We start from the raw sequence: 21,760 nt of genomic DNA on the forward strand, positions 1-21,760 counted from the left end.
GCCTTGGGAGCATATATTCTACGACGACTGCTGCTGGTCATCCCGACACTTCTTGGGATCATGGTGGTCAACTTTACACTGGTACAGTTCGTGCCGGGTGGGCCCATCGAGCAAATCCTTGCCCAAATGCAAGGTGAAGGGGACGTTTTTGCGGGTTTCGCCGGTGGTGAAAGCGCACCCACTGAAGAGACGTTCGGGTCCGACAGCGAATACCTCGGCGCACGGGGGTTGCCTAAAGAGTTTATCGAGGAGCTTGAAAAAGAGTTCGGGTTCGACAAACCGCCACTCCAACGGTTCCTGAGCATGATGGGCAACTATCTGACGCTGGACTTTGGGCAGAGCTATTTCCGCTCGATTAGCGTGATCGATCTGGTTCTGGAGAAGATGCCGGTTTCGATCTCGCTTGGCTTGTGGTCAACACTGATCGCTTACCTGGTCTCGATTCCAATGGGCATTCGTAAGGCGATCAAGGATGGATCGACCTTCGATACCTGGACCAGCGGAACGATCATTGTTGCCTATGCGATCCCCGGCTTTTTGTTCGCGATTCTCCTACTGGTGCTTTTCGCGGGAGGGTCCTACTGGCAGATCTTCCCGCTGCGGGGTCTGACCTCGGACAATTGGGATAACCTCAGCCTCGGCGGCAAGATCGTGGATTATTTCTGGCACATCACCCTGCCGGTGGTCGCCTCGACGATTTCCGCATTTGCCACCCTGACGCTGCTGACCAAGAATTCATTTCTGGACGAAATCAAGAAACACTATGTGATGACCGCGCGGGCCAAGGGTCTGAGCGAAAGCAAGGTGCTTTACGGCCATGTGTTCCGTAACGCGATGCTGATCGTAATCGCGGGCTTTCCGGCGGTGTTCATCGGTGTCTTCTTCTCGGGCTCGATCATCATCGAGACGATCTTTTCGCTCGACGGTCTGGGTCGTCTGGGGTTCGAGGCCGCCGTAGCGCGCGACTATCCGGTTATCTTCGGCACGCTTTTCATCTTTGGCCTGATGAGCCTCGTGGTCGGCATCATCAGCGACCTGATGTATGTGCTGGTCGATCCGCGCATTGATTTCGAAAAGCGGGAGGGGTAGATGGCGCTGTCACCACTAAACCAGCGCCGCTGGCGCAACTTCCGTCGCAATGGCCGGGCCTACTGGTCGCTGATCATCTTCACCGTGTTGTTCGGCCTGTCGCTCTTTGCCGAGTTTCTGGCCAACGACAAACCGATCCTGATCAACTATCGGGGCGAGTATTTCACGCCCATCTTCAAAATCTATCCCGAGACCGCGTTCGGCGGAGACTTCCAGACCGAGGCGATTTACCGTGACCCCGAGGTGCGGTGCCTGATCGCAAGCGGCGGGCAGGAGGAATGCTTCGATGATCCCGATGGCGTTTTGGAGAAGATCGAGGCCGGAACCTACGCCGCAGAGGGATTCGAACGGGGCTGGGCCATCTGGCCGCTTATTCCGTATTCTTACAACACCTCTGTCGATCGCCCCGGTGCGGCGCCGCTGCCGCCCAATTCCCAGAACTGGCTGGGAACGGATGACACCAAACGTGACGTGCTGGCACGGGTGATCTACGGCTTCCGCCTGTCGATCCTGTTCACGCTGTTTGTCACCGGTGTGGCCAGCCTTATCGGCATCTTCGCCGGTGCCATTCAGGGCTATTTCGGCGGCTGGCTGGATTTGATCTTTCAGCGCATTATCGAGATCTGGTCGGCCACCCCGTCGCTTTACGTCATCATCATCATGTTCGCCATTCTGGGTCGAAGTTTCTGGCTGCTGGTGGCGCTGATGATCCTGTTCTCGTGGACCGGCCTTGTGGGTGTGGTCCGGGCCGAATTCCTGCGGGCGCGCAATCTGGAATATGTGCGTGCCGCCAAGGCGCTGGGTGTGGGTAACAAGACCATCATGTTCCGTCACATGCTGCCCAACGCGATGGTGGCGACGCTGACCTTCATGCCGTTCATCGTGACCGGAACCATCGGAGGTCTGGCGTCGCTGGACTTTCTGGGCTTTGGTCTTCCGTCCTCGGCCCCGTCGCTGGGCGAGTTGACCCTGCAGGCGAAACAGAACCTGCAGGCGCCGTGGTTGGCCTTCACCGCGTTCTTCACCTTTGCCATCATGCTGTCGCTTCTGGTCTTCATCTTCGAAGGCGTGCGCGACGCGTTCGATCCCAGAAAGACGTTCTCATGAGCCTGCTGGACGTAAAGAACCTGAATGTGTCCTTCCGGCAGGATGGGCAGGTGACGGCCGCGGTCAGGGGCGTGTCGTTCAACGTGGACCGGGGCGAGACCGTGGCGCTGGTGGGTGAATCCGGGTCCGGAAAGTCGGTAACTGCGCTGTCCACCGTCTCGCTGCTGGGCGAAAGCGCCGAGATCGAAGGCTCGGTCACCTATGACGGGCAAGAGATGATCGGCGCCTCGGAACAGCGGCTGATGGACGTGCGTGGCAACGACATCAGCTTCATCTTTCAGGAGCCGATGACTTCACTCAACCCGCTGCACACGATCCAGAAACAGATGGCGGAATCGCTGGCCCTGCATCAGGGCCTGACCGGCAAGGCTGCGCGCGACCGGATTGTCGAACTGCTGGACAAGGTGGGCATCCGCGACGCGCGTGAGCGGCTGGACAGCTATCCGCACCAGCTTTCGGGCGGGCAGCGCCAGCGTGTGATGATCGCCATGGCGCTGGCCAACAAGCCCGACATTCTGATCGCGGACGAGCCGACGACGGCGCTCGATGTGACCATTCAGGCGCAGATTCTCGAGCTGCTGGCCGATTTGCAGAAGGCCGAGAACATGGGGATGCTGTTCATCACCCACGATCTGGGCATCGTGCGGCGCATTGCCGACCGGGTCTGCGTAATGAAGGATGGCGAGATTGTCGAGACCGGCCCGACCGCCGAGATTTTCGACAACCCGCAGCACCCCTACACGCAGAAACTGCTGGCTGCGGAACCTTCGGGCTCACCCGATCCGGTGGCGCTGGACGCCGAAGAAATCGCGCGGACCGACAAGCTCAAAGTCTGGTTCCCGATCCAGCGCGGGTTTCTCAAGCGCACAGTAGGTCATGTGAAGGCGGTCAACGACGCCACCATCACCGTGCGCGCCGGCGAGACGCTGGGGATTGTGGGCGAATCCGGCTCAGGCAAGACCACGATGGCGCTGGCGCTGATGCGGCTGATCTCGTCCGAGGGCGAAATCACCTTTCGCGGGCAGGATGTGCGCGACTGGTCCACGCGCGAGTTGCGGCGGCTGCGCAAGGACATGCAGATCGTGTTCCAGGACCCGTTCGGCTCGCTCAGCCCGCGCATGACCTGCATGCAGATCATTGCCGAGGGGTTGGCCATACACAAAGTCGACCCACACCGCGCTCCGCGCGAGCTTGTGGCCGAGGTGATGACCGAAGTTGGGCTCGACCCGGCAGCGATGGACCGTTACCCGCACGAGTTCTCGGGCGGTCAGCGCCAGCGGATCGCGATCGCTCGGGCGATGGTGCTGCGGCCCAAGCTGCTGGTGCTGGACGAGCCTACAAGTGCGCTGGACATGACGGTGCAGGTACAGATCGTCGATCTTCTACGGGATTTGCAGCGCAAATACGGGCTGGCCTACCTGTTCATCTCACACGATCTGAAAGTGGTGCGGGCCATGTCGCATCAGGTGATCGTGATGCGGCAGGGCGATGTGGTCGAGATGGGCGCCGCCGACGATCTGTTCGAAAACGCACGGACCGACTACACCCGCGAACTGGTCGCAGCGGCCGGGTAGGGGCCAAGCCGCTTGGAAGCGGCTTAACGCGGTTCGAAAACCGCGTTGCAAGGCGTTTGCAAACGCCTTGACCCCTGAATAACCCGCGTCAGGGCGGGAGAGCTCAGGCGCTCTCCACCTTCTCGCGCGCCGATTTCGGCACCTGTCCGCGCAGTTCCTCGTAATGATCGAAGTTCAGCTTCACCCATCCCGTTCCGCGCGATGCGCTGGCCAGCGTGCGGTGCAACTCGTCTTCGGCCACTGCCGGCAGCAGCGCGTTGAAGATCTCCCAACCCGAGGCGTTTGGATTGCCCTCGAACCCCAGCACCTGTCCCTGAAGTGAGCTGATCGTGGGCACCAGATCGCCCACATAGACCGAAGGCAGATGGATCTCGGCATGCAGAATCGGTTGCAGGACCACCGGTTTCGCCTCCGGCAGCGCCTCACGCACGGCATTCTTACCCGCTGTGCGGAACGCATAATCCGAGCTGTCCACCGCATGGTGCTTGCCGTCCTTGAGCGTCACCTTGACGTCCACCACCGGAAAGCCTTCGGGTCCCTCAACCAGCGCGTCCTCGGCCCCGTGCTCAACGGCGGGGATATAGTTCTTGGGCACCGCGCCGCCCTTGACGATCTCATCAAACTGGAACCCTGCACCGCGTGGCATCGGCTCGACCGAGATCACCACATCGGCGAATTGCCCTGCGCCGCCCGATTGTTTGCGGTGGCGGTGGCGGTGTTCGATCGGTTTCTGGATGGTTTCGCGATAGGCGGTTTCGACCGGTTCGGTTTGGACCTCGATGCCGAAATCTTCGTCCAGCTTGGCGACCAGCCGCCGCATGTGCTGCGGGCCCTGGGTGCCCAGAACCGCATGGCCGCTGCCCTCGGCATGGCCGACCTGCAGACCGGGGTCGATTTCACCAAGGCGGGCCAGCGCATTGGACAGGCGCACATCGTCGCGCTCATGCGCGGGCGACACGCTCTGCCGGTGGCCCGACGGGTGCGGGCTGGCCCATTCCGGCAACTGGGTCGCCGATTTGCTGTCATAGAGGAATCCGGGGTTGAGGTGATCCGACTTCACCGCCAGCCCGATTTGCCCCGCTTCCAGCGTGGGAATCTGGGTCTTGGCATCCAGCGTGGTCAGGCTGCCCACGGTTTCACCACCCAGCGCCTCATGCGCCTGCACGCCTTTGCCCAGGCCGCGCAGCACGGTGATCTTGCCGATATGTTTCTTCACATCGGCAAACCCGGCAATGGCGCGTGCGCCTTCCTCGGCCTCATCGCGGCCGGCGGCGATGTCGAACTCGGGGGCCTCGTGGCGCAGCGCCTTCATCAGCCGGGTCAGCCCGTTGCCATGGCAGGCCGCACCCAGGCAGGCGGGGATCAACTGGTGGTTCTGCAGCACTTGCGCCGCCAGATCGTAAATCTCGGCGCTGGGCGGCTGCTTGTCCTCGATCAGCTGCTCCAGCAGGTTATCGTCGAAATCCGACAGGGTTTCGAGCAGTTCAGCCCGTGCCTCCTGCTCGCGCTCCTCCACCGCCTGCGGCAATTCGATCAGGGCCGAGGGCTGCCCCTCCTGATACTTCCATGCGCGTTCCGAGATCAGGTCCACCGCGCCGACGATCTGGTCGCCATCGCGGATTGGCACCTGGCGCAGGGCGATGTGGTGGGTGCAGTAGGTTTGCAGCGCCGCGATGATGTCGCGGATACGGCCGTTGGGATGGTCCATCCGGTTGATGAACAGGAAACAGGGAATGCCCGCCTCTTCCACCAGCCGCAGATAAGGCGCGCAGAGCACGGCGGTGTCCGGGTCGGGCGGAACCACCACAACGGCGGCATCTGAAATGGCCATCGCCGGGCCGCCATAGGCCAGACAATCTCCGCCCCCGTCCACATCGATCGCGCACCACGGCTCGCCCAAGTAAGAAAAACCGTGCAAGTGCACGGTCCCGGATACATCGAATGTGGTGGGCCTGCCGTCGAGGCGGCTAATAGCCTCGACGAGGGTAGATTTGCCCGATTGAGTCGGGCCGAGGACGGTGAAGACGCGCATGAGTGCAGTCCCTCTCTCAGGTTGCAGTTTGCTGCACGATGAGAGTGTCGCGAACGCGCAAGCGTTAGCGGCGTCTGTCCGTATGGTGCCTGCCTCAGGTGCGCGGGGCGGGGGTCTGCCCCGGCCTGTCGAGTGTGGGAAATCCGGGCGGCTGGCGTCAAGCCCCTGCGCAGAGAAACGGCGGACCTTTTCCTGCGGCCCGCCGCCCCAATGTGTTTTCCACCCGGCTTAGATGGCCGAGCTGTGCCCCGCCTTGCTCAGATCATAAGCGTCGAAACTGCGGGCGATCATGCGGGTCAGAGGACGGGCCTCGGGCGGGATGAGCAGCCCGTTGTCGCTGATGCGCAAAAGGCCGGGAAAGGCACGTTCGGCGTCGGCAAACATCTCGTTCAAGGCCGTTGGTGTGACGTCGTAGTCGCGCAGGATCTCGCCCCGGTCGATCCGGAAATCGCACATCAGCGCCTCGATCAGGCGCGACCGCAGGATGTCCTGCCCTTTGAACAGATGCCCGCGCGAGGTTGAGAACTGGCCTTCGCGAATGGCCTTGGTGTGGACGGACGTCGCGGGTGCGTTTTGCGCATAACCTTGCGGGAAGCGTGAGATCGAGCTGGCGCCGACACCGATCAGAACCTCGGCCTGATCGTCGGTATAGCCCTGGAAGTTTCGCTTGAGCCGCCCGGCCTTCAGCGCCTGGGTCAGCCGGTCCTCCTGCGTGGCAAAGTGGTCGATGCCGATTTCGGCATAATTGTCCCACATGAACAGTTTCCGGGCGGTTTCGAACAGCTCCAGCCGCTCTTCCGGGGTGGGCAGCGCGTCCGACGGGATCAGTTGCTGCCGCTTCGCCATCCATGGCACATGCGCGTATCCATAAAGCGCCACCCGGTCGGGATTGAGCGACAGCAGTTTCTGCACGCTTTCTGTCATCCGCGCCTTGGTCTGGTGCGGCAGGCCATACAGTATATCTGCGTTCAGACTGCGGATGCCGCGGGCGCGAATCATGTCGGCGGCCTTGCGGGTGACGTCATAGCTCTGGATGCGCCCGATGGTTTTCTGGATCTCGCCGTCGAAATCCTGCACCCCGATCGAGGCGCGGTTCATCCCCGCCTCGGCCAGCGCGTCCAGCCGCGCCTCGTCGATCTCGTTCGGGTCGATCTCGACCGAGAATTCGGCCTCGGGGCCTAGCGGCACGATATCCAGAATCCGCCCGGCCAGATCCCGCATCAGGTCCGGTTGCAGCAGCGTGGGCGTGCCGCCGCCCCAATGCAGCCGCGACAGGGTGACCCCCTCGGGCAGGCGCGCGGCCAGCAGGTCCAGCTCGGCCTTCAGCGTGTCCACATAGGCGATGACCGGATTGTCGGTCTGTGTGCCCTGGGTACGGCAGGCGCAGAACCAGCACAGCCGCCGGCAGAACGGCACATGGATGTAGAGCGAGACGGAACTACCGGGCTGAATGCCGGAAATCCACTTGCCAAACATGTCAGCCCCCACGTCATTGCTGAAATGGGGGGCGGTCGGGTAGCTCGTATAGCGCGGAACTTTCGCGTCAAAAAGTCCGAGCCGGGCCAATTGAGATTTCGCTATCATGCAATTATCGTTATGTGACGCCTGAAACGGATGCCTTGACCGAGATCAAGTGGATGATCGGATGAATTTTCAGATACACACGGACCATTCCAAATGCGGAGACTGCCCGATCCGGCACCGTGCTGTGTGCGCGCATTGCGATCAGGATGAGCTCGAGGCGCTGGAGGAAATAAAGTACTACCGCAGCTTCGAGGCGGGGCAGACGATCATCTGGTCGGGCGATCAGATGAGCTTTGTCGGCTCGATGGTCTCCGGCATCGCCAGCCTGACCCAGACGATGGAGGACGGACGCACCCAGATGGTGGGCCTGTTGCTGCCCAGCGATTTCGTGGGCCGCCCGGGGCGCGACTTTGCACCGTATGACGTTGTTGCCACGACGGATATCGTCATGTGCTGCTTCCGCAAGAAGCCGTTCGAGGATCTGATGGCGCGCACCCCGCATATCGCCCAGCGTCTGCTGCAGATGACGCTCGATGAGCTGGACGCGGCGCGCGAATGGATGCTGGTTCTGGGCCGCAAGACCGCGCGGGAAAAGATCGCAAGTCTGTTGTCGATCATCGCCCGCCGCGATGCATCGCTGACCAAGGGCGGCATGTCCGGGCCGATGGTGTTCGACCTTCCGCTGACGCGCGAGGCGATGGCCGACTACCTGGGCCTGACGCTGGAAACGGTCAGCCGCCAGATATCCGCGCTCAAGCGGGACGGTGTGATTCTGCTGGAAGGCAAGCGTCACGTGACCATCCCCGATATGGGCCGCCTAATGGAAGAGGCGGGCGACGACACCGATGGCGGGTTTCTGGTCTAGGCCATTTCGCGCAGCCAGTTCGCAACCTTCCCGACCGGAGAATTCGACCGGAGCGGTTTGGGGCTCCAGAGCTTGAGCTTGCTGTTCAACTGGACCCGGATGTCGAACGGCGCGGTCAACTCGCCGCTGCGCAGGTAAGGCGCGATCAGGGCCTCATGCCCCATCAGGACACCGGCGCCGTTCACCGCCTCCTGCACAGCCAGTGAGTAGAGCGAGAATGCCGGCCCGCGCGGTGCAAACTCAGTGCCCTTGAACGCAGACTCCGCCCAGAGGCGCCAGTCATCCGCCCATGTGGTATCGGAAATGCAGGGCACTTTGCGCAGGTCCTCCGGCGTGTCCAGACGCTCGGCCAATGCCGGGGCGCACACCGGATAGATCGTGTCATCCGCCACGATCTCGCCCGGCATGTCCCCGTAGAACAGGTAAAGATCATAAGGCGCACGTTTGTGATTGGGCGGCGTTTCCATCGCGGTCAGAGAGATTTCGATATCCGGCGCAGCGGCTCGCAGTTCCGGTAGGCGCGGAGATAGCCAAAGCTGAGCCACGGAGGGCAGTGCGACCACGTGAACGACATGTGGCATCGCCTCGTCACGCAGCGTCTGGGTTGCATGTCCGAGCGCGTCAAAGGCCTGCGTCAACTCCGGCAACACCCGGCGCGCGACCGCAGTCAGGATCACGCCCCGTGCGGTTCGATCGAACAGCGGCGCCCCTAACTCCTCCTCCAGCGATTTCACATGCGCCGAGATCGCGCCGGGGCTGACGCCCAATTCTTCGGCTGCTGCCGCAAACCCTTCCAGCCGTGCGGCAGCTTCGAATGCGCGCAGCGCGTTAAGCGGAAAGGACTTCGGGCGTGGAGGGGCAATGGGCATCGAATAAGCCTCAGTTTTTCTGACCCTAATTTTTCGGAAAACTGGTTTGTACGCAAGTGGCACGTGGCGCATTCTGCCGCCAAATCATGGAGGATCGAATGTCACAGCTTGCCCACCGCCCCTGGGTGCCCGCCCATTGCGAAACACGGGTGCAGGAGATTGCCGCCCTCGCGGCAGGCGCCGACAGTGCCGCAACCGCCAGCCGGATCGACGCTCTGATCGCCCGCAACCGCGAGATCCACGATACCGAATGTTTCAATCTCAACCCGGCGACCAATGTGATGAACCCCCGCGCCGAAGCGGTGCTGGCCGAAGGGTTGGGCAGCCGTCCGTCACTGGGCTATCCGGGCGACAAATACGAGATGGGGCTTGAGGCGATCGAAGAGATCGAGGTAATCGCGGCGGAACTCGCGGCCCGCGTCTTTGGCGCGCGCTATGCCGAGATCCGGGTGGGCTCGGGCGCGCTGGCCAATCTCTACGGCTTCATGGCGCTGACCCGGCCCGGGGACACGATCATCGCACCGCCCGCCAGCATCGGGGGCCACGTGACCCATCACTCCGATGGCTGTGCGGGGCTCTATGGGCTGAAAACCGTGAATGCGTCTGTCGATGCGGATGGATACAGCCTCGATCTGGACGGGTTGCGGGCGCTGGCGCAGGCCGAGCGGCCTCGCCTGATCACCGTGGGTGGCTCGCTGAACCTGTTTCCGCACCCGGTGGCCAAGGTGCGCCAGATTGCCGACGAGGTCGGGGCCAAGGTCCTGTTCGACGCGGCGCATCAATGCGGCATCATCGCGAGTCGTGTCTGGGCCAATCCGCTGGACGAGGGCGCGCATCTGATGACGATGAGCACCTACAAGAGCCTCGGCGGGCCCGCAGGCGGACTGATCGTGACCAATGATGCCGACATTGCCGAGCGTCTTGACGCCATCGCCTTTCCCGGAATGACCGCTAATTTCGATGCGGCGAAATCGGCGGCATTGGCCCTGTCTCTGCTGGATTGGGTCGACTATGGCCCAGCCTATGGCGCCGCTATGGTCGATCTGGCGCAGGCCCTGGCCGCCGAGATGGAGGCGCGGGGCCTGCCGGTGTTCAAGGGCGAGGGCGGGGCCACGGCCTCGCACCAGTTTGCGATTGAGGCGGCCGCATTCGGAGGCGGTCAGGCCGCATCCAAAACCCTGCGCCGGGCCGGGTTCCTGGCCTGCGGCATCGGGTTGCCGATTGCTCCGGTTGACGGAGACATGAACGGGCTGCGCATCGGCACGCCGGAACTGGTGCGGCGCGGGGTGACGCGGGATCACGCGGCGGAACTGGCGGAGCTAGTGGCGCAGGGGCTGACCGGCAACGACCCCGAGCAAGTCGCTGTACGGACCCGCGAATTGCGCGGAAAGTTTCAGGGCATGCATTACGTGCGGACGTGACCTCCGCGCCGCTGCGTGTTCTAGTGGCGCAGAAGCGAGAGAAATACGGAGGCGGTGATGCAGTTCGGAAGCCTGTTGGGAATGCTGATCGTGGGCGCGGTGGCCGGTTGGCTGTCGGGCAAGATCATGGAGGGGCGCGGCTTTGGCGTCCTCGGCAATATCGTTGTTGGAGTGGTCGGCGCCTTTCTGGCCGGCACGATCTTTCCCGCGTTGGGGTTCTCGGTCGGGGGCGGGCTGTTCGCTTCGATCCTTCATGCGACCATCGGGGCGGTGATCCTGCTGTTCCTGATCGGGCTGATCCGCAAGGCCAAATGAGAAAACCGCCCCCTCGGGGCGGCTTTTCCATTTGGGCGCAAGGCGTTTGCAAACGCCTTGAAGCAAGCTGTTTCAAAACCGCTCAAGCCGCTTGCAAGCGGCTTTCACTGCTTCCTCGCCTAGTGCGCCATGAACACCGGCACGGTCGCCTGTTCCAGCATGTTGCGGGTGGCGCCGCCCAGAATCGCCTCGCGGAAGCGGGAATGACCATATGCGCCCATCACGATCATGTCGGCATCGGTGTCGGCGGCGTGGCGGTTCAGGATGTCCGAGACCCGTGTCATCGTCTTGCTCAGAACGTCGATTTCACACCTGACGCCGTGCCGCGACAGCATTTGCGACAACATTCCGCCGGGATCTGACCGGTCCGGCCCGTGCTGCGGCGGGTCGATCACCACGATGCGCACCGTCTCGGCGGCCTGCAGGAAGGGCAGGGCGCGGCGGATTGCGCGCATCGCCTCGACGCCTTCGTTCCAGCCTATCAGGATGGTGCCGGGTTTGGAGAACGCCTGCGCCTCATCTGGAACCACCAAAACAGGCGCGTGGCCATCGAACATGGCCGCTTCGACAATCGGCTCGGCCTCGGCGCCGCGATCTTCGCCATAAGGACGTGGCAGTACCACAAGATCCGAGAATCGCGCCCGGTGCGCCACGTGGCGGCCCAGGTCGGCGATCTGCGCCACGCCGTTTTCGGCAGACCAGCGGACGCCGGATTTTCCCAGATAATCCTCGGCAAAGCCCAGAATCCCCTCGGCCTCGGCATTGGCCCGGCTCAGTGTCTCCTGCAGGATCAGCGCGTTGGCCCCGGCGTAATAATAGCCGGTCTGGCTGCGGTCGACGCCCAGGCACAGCGCTTCGGCATGGCCGTCCTGCGCCTGCGCCAACGCCACCATCTGAGCCAGCGCGGATTCGGCCAGTTTGGTCTCTGTCATTACGGTCAGCAGGGATTTGTATGCCATCTCAACCTCTCGGTTCCGGTGCGCCAAAATGCGCGCCGTTTTTCCCATCATTGGGTTATGCCTGTCATAGAAATCGGGGTACTGTCTTGACACAGATCAAAGCAACCTTGGCTGCCGTTCTCCAATACAGCAGCCAGTCTAAAGAGTCCCGCGCGCCGCAAGAATCGCACGGGACATGGCAAAGGGACGCAATATGTCGAATTATATCAAGCTGATCGCGCTTGGTCTGGTCGTGGTATTTGCTGCGATCGGGACCAACTATGCGCGCGATATAGCCTATCAGGTGCATGCCGTGCTGGTGATGCTGATCGCGGGCGGACTGTTTATCTGGACTCTGCGCAACACCGACGAACCGGACATCCTGACCGATCGCTCGGGCGAATACATGGATGACGTGGTGCGCTACGGTGTGATCGCGACCGCCTTTTGGGGTGTGGTCGGATTTCTGGCAGGTACATTCATCGCATTCCAACTGGCCTTTCCGGTCCTGAATTTCGAATGGGCGCAAGGATATGCCAATTTCGGCCGGCTGCGCCCGCTGCATACCTCGGCGGTGATCTTTGCCTTTGGCGGTAACGCGCTGATCGCAACCTCGTTTTACGTGGTGCAGCGCACCAGCGCCGCGCGTCTTTGGGGCGGCAATCTGGCCTGGTTCGTGTTCTGGGGCTATCAGCTGTTCATCGTGCTGGCGGCAACCGGCTATCTGCTGGGTGGCACCCAGTCCAAGGAATATGCCGAACCGGAATGGTACGTGGATCTGTGGCTGACCATTGTCTGGGTTGCCTATCTGGCGGTATTCCTGGGCACCATCATCAAGCGGAAAGAGCCGCATATCTACGTGGCCAACTGGTTCTACCTGTCCTTCATTGTGACGGTTGCCATGCTGCACCTGGTCAACAACATGACCATCCCGGTCAGCATCTGGGGTTCGAAATCGGTCATCGTTTGGGCCGGTGTGCAGGACGCCATGATCCAGTGGTGGTATGGCCACAACGCTGTCGGCTTCTTCCTGACTGCGGGCTTCCTGGGCATGATGTACTACTTCATCCCGAAACAAGCCGAGCGTCCGGTGTTCAGCTACAAGCTGTCGATCATCCACTTCTGGGCGCTGATCTTCCTGTATATCTGGGCCGGTCCGCACCACCTGCATTATACCGCGCTGCCTGACTGGGCCTCGACGCTGGGCATGGTGTTCTCGGTGGTGCTGTGGATGCCGTCCTGGGGCGGCATGATCAACGGCCTGATGACCCTCAGCGGCGCCTGGGACAAGCTGCGCACCGACCCGATCATCCGCATGATGGTGATCTCGGTCGGCTTCTATGGCATGTCAACCTTCGAAGGTCCGATGATGTCGATCCGCGCGGTGAACTCGCTGAGTCACTACACCGACTGGACCATCGGTCACGTGCATTCCGGCGCGCTGGGCTGGAACGGCATGATCACCTTCGGTGCGCTGTACTTCCTGGTGCCTGTCCTGTGGAAGCGTGAGCGTCTGTACTCGCTGCAGATGGTCAGCTGGCACTTCTGGCTCGCCACCATCGGCATCGTGCTCTACGCCGCGTCGATGTGGGTCACCGGTATCATGGAAGGCCTGATGTGGCGTGAAGTGGATGCCAACGGCTTCCTGGTGAACTCGTTCGCCGACACCGTGGCCGCCAAGTTCCCGATGTATGTGGTGCGTGGTCTGGGTGGGGTTCTGTTCCTCGCTGGCTCACTGATCATGTGCTACAACCTGTGGATGACTGTGCGGAAAGCGCCGGCCAAAGAGGCCAGCCTGACCGTCGCGGTCCCGGCTGAATAAGGAGGGCCGGAGCAATGGCAATTCTCGACAAACATAAGATCCTCGAGACCAACGCGACCCTCCTGCTGATCTTCAGCTTTCTGGTCGTGACCATCGGCGGCATCGTGCAGATCGCTCCGCTGTTCTGGCTGGAAAACACCATCGAGAAGGTGGAGGGGATGCGCCCCTACACCCCTCTCGAAATGGCGGGGCGCGAGATCTACATCCGCGAAGGCTGCTATGTCTGTCATAGCCAGATGATCCGTCCGATGCGGGACGAGGTCGAACGCTACGGCCACTATTCGCTGGCGGCCGAGTCGATGTATGACCATCCGTTCCAGTGGGGATCCAAGCGGACCGGGCCCGATCTGGCCCGTGTCGGTGGCCGCTACTCGGACGAGTGGCATGTGGATCACCTGCGCGACCCGCAGGCGGTGGTGCCGGAATCGGTGATGCCGAAATACGGCTTCCTCGAAGACCGGAAGATCGACGGCAGGTACATTGGCGACATCATGGCAGCGAATGCGCTGGTCGGCACGCCATATACCGAAGAGATGGTCGACAACGCCGTCGCCGATTTCAGGGCACAGGCCGATCCGGACAGCGACTATGACGGTCTGCTCGAGCGCTACGGCGACAAGGTCAATGTGCGCAACTTCGACGGTCAGCCGGGCGTTTCCGAGGCCGATGCGATGATCGCCTATCTGCAGATGCTGGGCACGCTGGTCGATTTCTCGACCTTCACCCCGGATGAAAGCCGCTAGGGAGGATCGTGATGGAAGAATACACAATCCTCAGGCAGTTCGCGGATAGCTGGATGTTGCTGCTGCTCTTTGCCTTCTTCGTCGGCATCGTCATCTGGGTTTTCCGCCCCGGTGCCAGCAAAGGATACAAGGACACCGCCAACATCCCGTTCCGGCATCAAGACAAACCCGCCACATCCGAGGAGGCGCGGCAATGAGCAAGACACCTGAAAAGCAACCGGGTGATCCGAAGACAACCGGCCATGTCTGGGACGGTATCCAGGAATTCGACAACCCGATGCCGCGCTGGTGGCTGTGGACCTTCTACGCCACCATCATCTGGGGCGTGATCTACACCATCGCCTATCCGGCCTGGCCGCTGGTCAACTCGGCCACCGCAGGGGTGCTGGGCTGGTCCACCCGCGCCGACGTAGCCACCGAGATCGCAGCCGTGGAAGAGGCCAACGCGCCGATCAACGACCGTCTAGCCTCGGTCGAACTGACCGCGATCGCGGCTGATGCCGAGTTGAACAGCTACGCGGTGTCGTCAGGCAGCGCGGTGTTCAAGACCTGGTGCGCCCAGTGCCACGGCTCGGGCGCGGCGGGCGCCAAGGGCTATCCCAACCTGCTGGATGACAGCTGGCTGTGGGGCGGCGACATGGAGGCCATCCACTTCACCATCACCCACGGTATCCGCAATGAGGACAGCGACGAGGTGCGCTATTCCGAGATGCCCGCCTTTGGCCGTGACGAACTGCTGAGCAGTGAAGAGATCGACCAGGTTGTGAACTATGTCATGTCGCTGTCGGGTGATCCGCAGGATGCGGGTGCAGTCGAGGCCGGTTCGGTGGTCTATGCCGACAACTGTGCCGCATGCCACGCCGAAGACGGCACCGGCGACCGCGAGCAGGGAGCACCGAACCTGGCGGATGCCCTGTGGCTCTATGGCGGCGACTACGACACGCTGGTCGACACCGTGAGCAACAGCCGCTTTGGCGTCATGCCCGCGTGGAACACGCGCCTGACTGAGGCGCAGATTCGCGCCGTGTCGGCCTACGTCCACCAGCTGGGCGGCGGTGAGTAAGAGCTAAGAGATACCTTCAGGCAGCGGGGCTGCCTGAAGGGTGAGGTGCCGGCTGTTCAATCTGTTCGCGCGTTTCCTGGACAGCCGGCGCCAATTTTTCCAGACTATAGACAGAACCCCCGCCCGGTCCAGATGCCAGACGGGGTGTTTTTCCGTTTGGGCCGATCACAGGTTGTTCAGGTTCACATCACCCGCCCAGCGCGGCCACCAGCGCTGTTTCCGCACCCCCCGGCGCGGATTCGCATCACCCGGTTTGGGTGCGTCGCTGATCCGAGTGGCGTCCTGCCGGGTGGCGGTCATGAAAGCTCTTGCATAGATCGAAAGCATCCCGCTTCTCCGTGTCTGCTGTCTTCTCCTGCAATCCATATTGATTGTGTGGGCCGGAAATGCGACTCAATTGGTGTTCTTACATGTAAGAAGAAATTACATATGGATTGGTTGAAACTCCCACCGCTGGCCGCGCTCAGAGCCTTTTCTGCCTTTGCCGAGAAGGAGAATGTGGTACAGGCCGGTGATGCGCTGAATGTCAGCCACGCTGCCATCAGCCAGCAATTGCGCGCGCTGGAACGGCATCTTGGCGTGGCCCTGCTGGACCGGTCCGGCAGGAACCTGACGCTGACCGACGAAGGGCGGCATCTGGCCCGCGCGCTGGAACTGGGGTTCGGGGCCATTGGTGCCGCCGTCGGAGATCTCGCGCAGGGCGGTGACGCGCGCCCAGTGCATGTTTCGCTGACGTCATCTTTTGCAGCTTCATGGTTGATGCCGCGCCTTCCCGGGTTCCGCGAGGCGCATCCGGGCATTGATCTGGTTCTGGACCCCACGCCCGAGTTGATCGAGTTCCGCCCGGGCGGTATCGACCTCGCGCTCAGATACGGCGCGGGCGGCTGGCCCGGGGTTCAGTCCGAGATGTTCATCGAAACGCCGATGGTGGTCGTTGCCGCCCCGTCGCTGCTCGGCGACAAAACCGCGCTTACGCCTGCCGAACTGGCTGAACTTCCCTGGCTTGAAGAGCTTGGAACGACCGAGGCCTCGGCTTGGCTGGCATCGCGGGGCGTCGAGCGGATTGGCAACGCCGGTCGGATTGCCTTGCCCGGAAACTTGCTGCTGGACGGGCTCAGGGCCGGGCAGGGGGTGACCGTCACGGTGCGGCATTTCGTCGAACGTGAGATCGAAACCGGGCAACTGACCGAGCTCTATCGTGAACCCGGCCAAAGCGGATATCACCTCGTAACCGGCCATTCTCCGTTGCGTCCGCACGTGAAGACCTTTGTTACGTGGCTCAGGCGGCAGGCACGGGCCGGGCAATAAAGATGCGTGCCCGATGCGCGTTTTGACCCATGTCAAAGTTGGACCATGTATGATCTGTGAGAAGACGCTTTCATAAGCCCCCAGATCTGGAGCACATCCGTGAGCGATTCCAATCCAGCCCCAAGCCTCTACGCCGCCAGGGAGCCGATCTTTCCGCGCCGCGTCTCGGGCACGTTCCGCAATCTGAAATGGATCATTATGGCGGTGACGCTGGGGATCTACTACCTGACCCCGTGGATTCGCTGGGACCGCGGCCCCAGCCTGCCGGATCAGGCAGTGCTGCTGGATATGGCCAACCGGCGCTTCTACTTCTTCTGGATCGAGATCTGGCCGCACGAGTTCTATTTCGTCGCCGGCCTGCTGATCATGGCCGGGCTGGGCCTGTTCCTGTTCACCTCGGCACTGGGCCGGGTCTGGTGCGGCTATGCCTGCCCGCAAACCGTGTGGACCGACCTCTTCATTCTGGTCGAGCGCTGGATCGAGGGCGACCGCAACGCCCGTCTGCGGCTGCACCGGCAGAAAAAGCTCGACCTTCGCAAGGTAAGGCTGCGATTGACCAAATGGATCGCATGGCTGCTGATCGGCCTCGCCACCGGCGGGGCCTGGGTGTTCTACTTTGCCGACGCGCCGACGCTGGCGCGCGATCTGGTGACCGGCAATGCGCATCCCATCGCCTACACGACCATGTTGATCCTGACCGGCACCACCTTCTTCTTCGGAGGGATCGCCCGCGAACAGATCTGCATCTATGCCTGCCCGTGGCCGCGCATTCAGGCCGCGATGATGGACGAGGACACGCTGGTTGTCGGTTATCGCGAATGGCGCGGTGAACCACGCGGCAAGGGCAAGCGCACGGCGGATTCGGAACTGGGCGACTGCATCGACTGCATGGCCTGCGTCAATGTCTGCCCGGTGGGCATCGACATCCGCGACGGTCAGCAACTCGAATGTATCACCTGCGCTCTGTGCATCGACGCCTGCGACGACATGATGGCCAAGATCGGCAAGCCGCGCGGCCTGATCGACTATATGGCGCTCAGCGATGAGGCCAATGAGCGGGCCGGGAAACCGCCCAAGGACGTGTGGAAGCATATCCTGCGCCCGCGCACGATCATGTATACCAGCATGTGGGCGGCGGTGGGCTTTGCCCTGCTTTTTGCGCTGTTCATCCGTTCGGACATCGACCTGACCGTGGCCCCGGTGCGCAACCCGACTTTCGTCACGCTCTCTGACGGCGCGATCCGCAACACCTACGACGTCCGGTTGCGCAACAAGCATGGCGAGGGCCGGGTCTTCAAGCTGTCGGCATCGGGCGATCCGTCCATGCGGCTGCAGATCGAGGGGACGCTATACGACGTCGTCAATGTTCCGGCTGACACAGCACAGCTGACTCGTGTATACATCGTGGCCTCCAAGGATGCCGCGCCGTCGAACACGGCCAATACGCCGGTGCGCATCTGGGTCGAGGACCTGACCAGCGGCGAGCGCGCCTACAAGGACACCACGTTCAACGGACGAGGGAACTGACCATGGCTGAACGTCAATTCACCGGCAAGCACGCGCTGGCCCTGTTCGTGGCGGCCTTTGGGGTGATCATCGCCGTCAACCTGGTGCTGGCCTACAGCGCCGTCAAAACCTTCCCGGGGCTCGAGGTCAAGAACTCCTACGTCGCCAGTCAGGAGTTCAACGAGCGTCGCGACGCGCAAGAGGCCCTGGGGTGGTCCGTCCGGGCCGATGCCGCTGGCGGGCTGGTGTTCATCGCCATCACCGACGATGCCGAGCAACCGGTCGAGGTGGCCGAGCTGAAAGCGACCATCGGGCGCGCGACCCATGTGCAGCAGGACATCACGCCCGAGTTCCGCTTTGACGGCACTGCTTATGTCGCCAAGGCCGAACTGGCGCCGGGCAACTGGAACATCCGCATGGTGGCCAAGGATGCGCAAGGCACCGAATTCAGTCAGCGCGTCGTACTGCATGTGAAGGGCTGAACGAATGACCGCGCAGATACGTCCCGGCACGGCCGCCTGCCCCGGCTGCATCGCCACTCCGGGCGAACCGGCGCGGCCCATCCCCAAGGACGTGCAGATCGCGCTGTCGCTGCCGGGCATCCACTGCTCGGCCTGTATCGCCACGGTCGAGCGTGAGCTGAACGCCTGCCCCGGCGTGGACAGTGCCCGGGTCAACCTGACGCTCAAACGGGCGATGGTACAGGCCGGGCCGGAGGTGCGCGCCGCCGATCTGATCCCGGTGCTGGAACGCGCGGGCTATGAGGCGCATGAGCTTGATCCCGGCGCCCTATCGGCGACGCAATCGGACAAGGCCGGGCGCGACCTGCTGATGCGGCTGGCGGTGGCCGGGTTCGCCTCGATGAACGTGATGCTCCTGTCGGTGTCGGTCTGGTCCGGCGCCTCGGACGCCACGCGGGACATGTTCCACTGGATCTCGGCGGCGATTGCACTGCCCGCGATTGCCTTCTCGGCGCAGCCCTTTTTCGTCAACGCCTGGAGCGCCCTGCGCGTGCGGCGGCTAAACATGGATGTGCCCATCGTGCTGGCAATCCTGCTGGCGCTGGTGACCTCGCTCTGGGAAACCGCACTCAGCGGTGAGCATGCCTATTTCGACGCCGCCCTGGCCCTGACCTTCTTCCTGCTGGCCGGGCGTTATCTGGATTACCGCACCCGCGCCGTCGCCCGCTCGGCGGCCGAGGAACTGGCCGCGCTGGAAGTGCCCCGTGCCATCCTTCTGACGAACGGGGTCGAAGAAGAGGTGGCCGTTTCCACATTGCGACTCGGCGATCTGGTCCTTGTCCGCCCCGGTGGGCGGATGCCGGTGGATGGCGAGATTGTCGAGGGGCAGTCCGAACTCGACCGCTCGCTGCTGACCGGCGAGACGCTGCCGGTCTTTGCCGAGCCGGGTCTGAACGTCAGCGCCGGTGAGGTCAACCTGACCGGCCCGCTGACCATCCGGGCGACCGCCGTAGGGCAGGACACCTCGCTCCACCGCATGGCCGATCTGGTGGCCATCGCTGAATCCGGGCGGTCGCGCTACACCTCGCTGGCCGACAGCGCCGCCAAGCTCTACGCGCCGGGGGTGCATATCCTGTCCGCGCTCAGCTTCGTGGGCTGGTACATCTATTCCGGCGATGTCCGCACCGCGCTGAACATCGCGGCGGCGGTGCTGATCATCACCTGCCCCTGTGCGCTGGGGCTCGCCGTGCCTGCGGTGACCACGGCAGCCTCGGGGCGGCTGTTCCGCAAGGGGATGCTGATCAAGCACGCCACCGCGCTGGAACGGCTGGCCGAGGTGGACACGGTCGTTTTCGACAAGACCGGCACCCTGACCGCAGGCACGCCGGAACTGACCAATCTGGGCGATCACGCCCGTGCTGATCTGGAAATTGCGCTGGCGCTGGCCGAAGCCTCCGCGCATCCGCTTTCGGTATCGCTGGCCCGGGCGGCGCGCGACGCCGGGATCAAGCCCGCGAACGTGACCGAAGTGACTGAGGTCCCGGGATACGGCACCGAGGGCCAGTTCCGCGGTCAGCGGGTCCGGCTGGGCCGCGCGGGTTGGACCGGAGCCGAACAAGGCACTCAGACCGCGGCCTGGCTGGCCGTGGGCGACCGCGCGCCGCTGGGGTTCTATTTCACCGATGCCTTGCGCCCCGGGGCCGCCGAGGCGGTCTCGGCCCTGCGGCAGGCGGGTAAAGAGGTCCTGCTGATCTCGGGCGATACTTGCGCCGCGGTTGAGGCACTGGCCGGACGGCTCGGCATCACCGACTGGCTGGCCGAGGCGCTGCCGCAGGACAAGGCCGCCCGCGTACAGGCGCTGGCCGAACAGCGGCGCCGGGTGCTGATGGTGGGCGATGGCCTCAATGACACCGCTGCGCTGGCGGCGGCGCATGTGTCGATCTCACCCGCCTCGGCGCTGGATGCGGCGCGGGTGGCGTCGGACATCGTGCTGCTGGGGCAGGACCTTTCACCCATCGCTGACGCCTGCGACACCGCCGTTCGGGCCACGAAACGGATCCGTGAGAACTTCCGCATCGCCACGGTCTATAACGTGATTGCCGTGCCCCTGGCGGTTGCAGGCCTCGCCACGCCGCTGATTGCCGCATTGGCGATGTCGACCTCGTCGATTACGGTATCTCTCAACGCGCTGCGGCTGAGGTGACGTCATGGAAGTGCTGGCCTATCTGATTCCGATCTCGCTCTTTCTGGGCGGCGTCGGACTGGTCGCCTTCATCTACACCGTGCGCAGCAACCAATATGACGACCCCGAAGGCGACGCGCGGCGCATTCTGAATAAGGAATGGGACGACCGCCCCAAGCCGTGACCGGCGCAGGCCTGCAGGGAGGACACGCCATGGAGATACACCCGGCAGGCAGCCGACCCACCCGCAGGGCAAACGCGGACTGGTTCACCGGCACCGTCTGGCAGGACCCGGTGATCGAAGCGTCTGAGCCCGCCCGTGTGCGGGCACTGCGGGTTGCGTTCGAACCCGGAGCACGCACCGCATGGCATACGCATCCACTGGGCCAGACCCTGCACGTACTGTCAGGTTGCGGGCTGGTTGGTTTGCGGAGTGAGGCGCCGCGCGTGATCCGCCCCGGCGATACGGTCTGGATCCCGCCGGGAGAGGAGCATTGGCACGGCGCGGGTCCCGAGACGGCGATGGAACATCTGGCCATTCAGGAGGCACTGGACGGGCGTGTGGCCGACTGGCTTGAGAAAGTCTCGGACGCGGACTATCTCAGAACGTAAGGGGTGCAACAACTGCGCCCGGTGTTCACAATCCGGTCCGGGCCGCAGGGCGCTCTTGAATTTGCCGCAATGCCCGGCTATGTCCCGGCCAATCGCTAGCAGAGAGACTTAAGCCACATGGCCACCACCAATCCGATCCAGTTCATCCAGCAGGTCCGCGCCGAGGTATCCAAGGTCGTCTGGCCGACCCGCCGCGAGGTGCTGCTGACCACGGTGATGGTGTTCATCATGGCCGCTCTGACCGCTGTGTTCTTTGCGCTGGTCGATCTGGCCATCCGCGGCGGCCTGCAATTGGTTCTGGGCGCTTTTAACTAGGCATTTCGCCCGCC

At 63.0% G+C, this 21,760-nt stretch carries 22 protein-coding genes; 17 read left to right on the plus strand and 5 right to left on the minus strand.

The window, feature by feature from the left end:
* The first annotated feature begins 3 nt into the window (after positions 1 to 3).
* From GOX53_RS14555 to GOX53_RS14565, 3 genes are read left to right on the plus strand one after another with little or no spacing between them, the layout of a single operon-like run.
* A complete protein-coding gene (locus GOX53_RS14555; protein ID WP_171177548.1) occupies positions 4 to 1,089 on the plus strand; it encodes a microcin C ABC transporter permease YejB in 1,086 nt (361 codons plus the stop codon).
* Entirely contained in the window at positions 1,090 to 2,196 is a 1,107-nt protein-coding gene (locus tag GOX53_RS14560; RefSeq protein WP_171177550.1) for an ABC transporter permease, read from the plus strand.
* A complete protein-coding gene (locus GOX53_RS14565) occupies positions 2,193 to 3,770 on the plus strand; it encodes an ABC transporter ATP-binding protein (RefSeq protein ID WP_171177552.1) in 1,578 nt (525 codons plus the stop codon). The genes GOX53_RS14560 and GOX53_RS14565 overlap by 4 nt, the downstream gene beginning before the upstream one ends.
* Positions 3,771 to 3,873: 103 nt before the next feature.
* On the opposite strand, the gene GOX53_RS14570 is transcribed toward GOX53_RS14565, so the two are convergent.
* Positions 3,874 to 5,802, minus strand: coding sequence for an elongation factor G (locus tag GOX53_RS14570; RefSeq protein ID WP_171177554.1), 1,929 nt, complete (start codon positions 5,800 to 5,802; stop codon positions 3,874 to 3,876).
* Between the two features lie 228 nt (positions 5,803 to 6,030).
* Positions 6,031 to 7,386 carry an oxygen-independent coproporphyrinogen III oxidase gene (gene hemN / locus GOX53_RS14575; protein ID WP_171177556.1) on the minus strand — a complete coding sequence of 452 codons (1,356 nt, stop codon included), beginning with the start codon at positions 7,384 to 7,386 and terminating at the stop codon, positions 6,031 to 6,033.
* 61 nt (positions 7,387 to 7,447) lie between these two features.
* Here hemN and fnrL point away from each other — a divergent pair, with 61 nt between their 5' ends.
* Positions 7,448 to 8,191 carry a transcriptional regulator FnrL gene (fnrL, locus tag GOX53_RS14580; RefSeq protein ID WP_171177558.1) on the plus strand — a complete coding sequence of 248 codons (744 nt, stop codon included), beginning with the start codon at positions 7,448 to 7,450 and terminating at the stop codon, positions 8,189 to 8,191.
* Here the strand turns inward: fnrL and GOX53_RS14585 are convergent.
* The gene (locus GOX53_RS14585) at positions 8,188 to 9,060 is read right to left on the minus strand and encodes a LysR family transcriptional regulator (protein WP_171177560.1); all 873 of its coding nucleotides are present in this window, start codon (positions 9,058 to 9,060) and stop codon (positions 8,188 to 8,190) included. The two genes, fnrL and GOX53_RS14585, sit on opposite strands and share 4 nt — an antisense overlap.
* A 98-nt stretch (positions 9,061 to 9,158) precedes the next feature.
* On the opposite strand from GOX53_RS14585, the gene glyA reads away from it, so the two are divergent.
* Both glyA and GOX53_RS14595 read left to right on the plus strand, forming a co-directional pair.
* Complete coding sequence (gene glyA / locus GOX53_RS14590; RefSeq protein ID WP_171177561.1) at positions 9,159 to 10,481, plus strand: serine hydroxymethyltransferase; 1,323 nt, start codon at positions 9,159 to 9,161, stop codon at positions 10,479 to 10,481.
* Positions 10,482 to 10,538: 57 nt separating this feature from the next.
* Complete coding sequence (locus GOX53_RS14595; RefSeq protein ID WP_171177564.1) at positions 10,539 to 10,796, plus strand: GlsB/YeaQ/YmgE family stress response membrane protein; 258 nt, start codon at positions 10,539 to 10,541, stop codon at positions 10,794 to 10,796.
* A gap of 119 nt (positions 10,797 to 10,915) precedes the next feature.
* On the opposite strand, the gene GOX53_RS14600 is transcribed toward GOX53_RS14595, so the two are convergent.
* Positions 10,916 to 11,755: a universal stress protein gene (locus tag GOX53_RS14600; RefSeq protein ID WP_171177565.1), complete on the minus strand. Its 840-nt coding sequence runs from the start codon at positions 11,753 to 11,755 to the stop codon at positions 10,916 to 10,918.
* A gap of 193 nt (positions 11,756 to 11,948) precedes the next feature.
* Here GOX53_RS14600 and ccoN point away from each other — a divergent pair, with 193 nt between their 5' ends.
* The 4 genes from ccoN to ccoP are packed head-to-tail and all read left to right on the plus strand — an operon-like array spanning position 11,949 to position 15,362.
* Positions 11,949 to 13,556 carry a cytochrome-c oxidase, cbb3-type subunit I gene (gene ccoN / locus GOX53_RS14605; protein ID WP_171177568.1) on the plus strand — a complete coding sequence of 536 codons (1,608 nt, stop codon included), beginning with the start codon at positions 11,949 to 11,951 and terminating at the stop codon, positions 13,554 to 13,556.
* Positions 13,557 to 13,570: 14 nt separating this feature from the next.
* Entirely contained in the window at positions 13,571 to 14,299 is a 729-nt protein-coding gene (gene ccoO / locus GOX53_RS14610) for a cytochrome-c oxidase, cbb3-type subunit II (protein WP_171177570.1), read from the plus strand.
* A gap of 11 nt (positions 14,300 to 14,310) precedes the next feature.
* Positions 14,311 to 14,496: a cbb3-type cytochrome c oxidase subunit 3 gene (locus GOX53_RS14615; protein WP_171177572.1), complete on the plus strand. Its 186-nt coding sequence runs from the start codon at positions 14,311 to 14,313 to the stop codon at positions 14,494 to 14,496.
* Positions 14,493 to 15,362 carry a cytochrome-c oxidase, cbb3-type subunit III gene (gene ccoP / locus GOX53_RS14620; protein ID WP_171177574.1) on the plus strand — a complete coding sequence of 290 codons (870 nt, stop codon included), beginning with the start codon at positions 14,493 to 14,495 and terminating at the stop codon, positions 15,360 to 15,362. Before GOX53_RS14615 ends, ccoP begins: the two co-directional genes overlap by 4 nt.
* Before the next feature lie 165 nt (positions 15,363 to 15,527).
* On the opposite strand, the gene GOX53_RS14625 is transcribed toward ccoP, so the two are convergent.
* Positions 15,528 to 15,689 (minus strand): hypothetical protein, encoded by a 162-nt coding sequence (locus tag GOX53_RS14625; protein WP_171177576.1) that lies wholly within the window; start codon positions 15,687 to 15,689, stop codon positions 15,528 to 15,530.
* A 102-nt stretch (positions 15,690 to 15,791) separates the two neighbouring features.
* Here GOX53_RS14625 and GOX53_RS14630 point away from each other — a divergent pair, with 102 nt between their 5' ends.
* The 7 genes from GOX53_RS14630 (at position 15,792) to secE (ending at position 21,746) form a co-directional block, all read left to right on the plus strand.
* Entirely contained in the window at positions 15,792 to 16,670 is an 879-nt protein-coding gene (locus GOX53_RS14630) for a LysR family transcriptional regulator (RefSeq protein WP_171177578.1), read from the plus strand.
* Positions 16,671 to 16,769: 99 nt separating this feature from the next.
* Positions 16,770 to 18,197: a cytochrome c oxidase accessory protein CcoG gene (gene ccoG / locus GOX53_RS14635; RefSeq protein ID WP_171177580.1), complete on the plus strand. Its 1,428-nt coding sequence runs from the start codon at positions 16,770 to 16,772 to the stop codon at positions 18,195 to 18,197.
* 2 nt (positions 18,198 to 18,199) lie between these two features.
* Positions 18,200 to 18,658, plus strand: a complete 459-nt coding sequence (locus tag GOX53_RS14640; protein WP_171177582.1) for a FixH family protein — start codon at positions 18,200 to 18,202, stop codon at positions 18,656 to 18,658.
* A gap of 4 nt (positions 18,659 to 18,662) precedes the next feature.
* Positions 18,663 to 20,840 carry a heavy metal translocating P-type ATPase gene (locus GOX53_RS14645; RefSeq protein ID WP_171177584.1) on the plus strand — a complete coding sequence of 726 codons (2,178 nt, stop codon included), beginning with the start codon at positions 18,663 to 18,665 and terminating at the stop codon, positions 20,838 to 20,840.
* Positions 20,841 to 20,844: 4 nt separating this feature from the next.
* Positions 20,845 to 21,003: a cbb3-type cytochrome oxidase assembly protein CcoS gene (gene ccoS, locus GOX53_RS14650; protein ID WP_171177586.1), complete on the plus strand. Its 159-nt coding sequence runs from the start codon at positions 20,845 to 20,847 to the stop codon at positions 21,001 to 21,003.
* 29 nt (positions 21,004 to 21,032) lie between these two features.
* Positions 21,033 to 21,431 carry a cupin domain-containing protein gene (locus GOX53_RS14655; protein ID WP_171177588.1) on the plus strand — a complete coding sequence of 133 codons (399 nt, stop codon included), beginning with the start codon at positions 21,033 to 21,035 and terminating at the stop codon, positions 21,429 to 21,431.
* Positions 21,432 to 21,548: 117 nt separating this feature from the next.
* On the plus strand, positions 21,549 to 21,746 hold the full coding sequence (gene secE / locus GOX53_RS14660; RefSeq protein ID WP_171177589.1) for a preprotein translocase subunit SecE: 198 nt from the start codon (positions 21,549 to 21,551) through the stop codon (positions 21,744 to 21,746).
* The last annotated feature ends 14 nt before the right edge of the window (positions 21,747 to 21,760 follow it).

The organism is Ruegeria sp. HKCCD8929 (genome assembly GCF_013031405.1).
GTDB lineage: Bacteria > Pseudomonadota > Alphaproteobacteria > Rhodobacterales > Rhodobacteraceae > Ruegeria.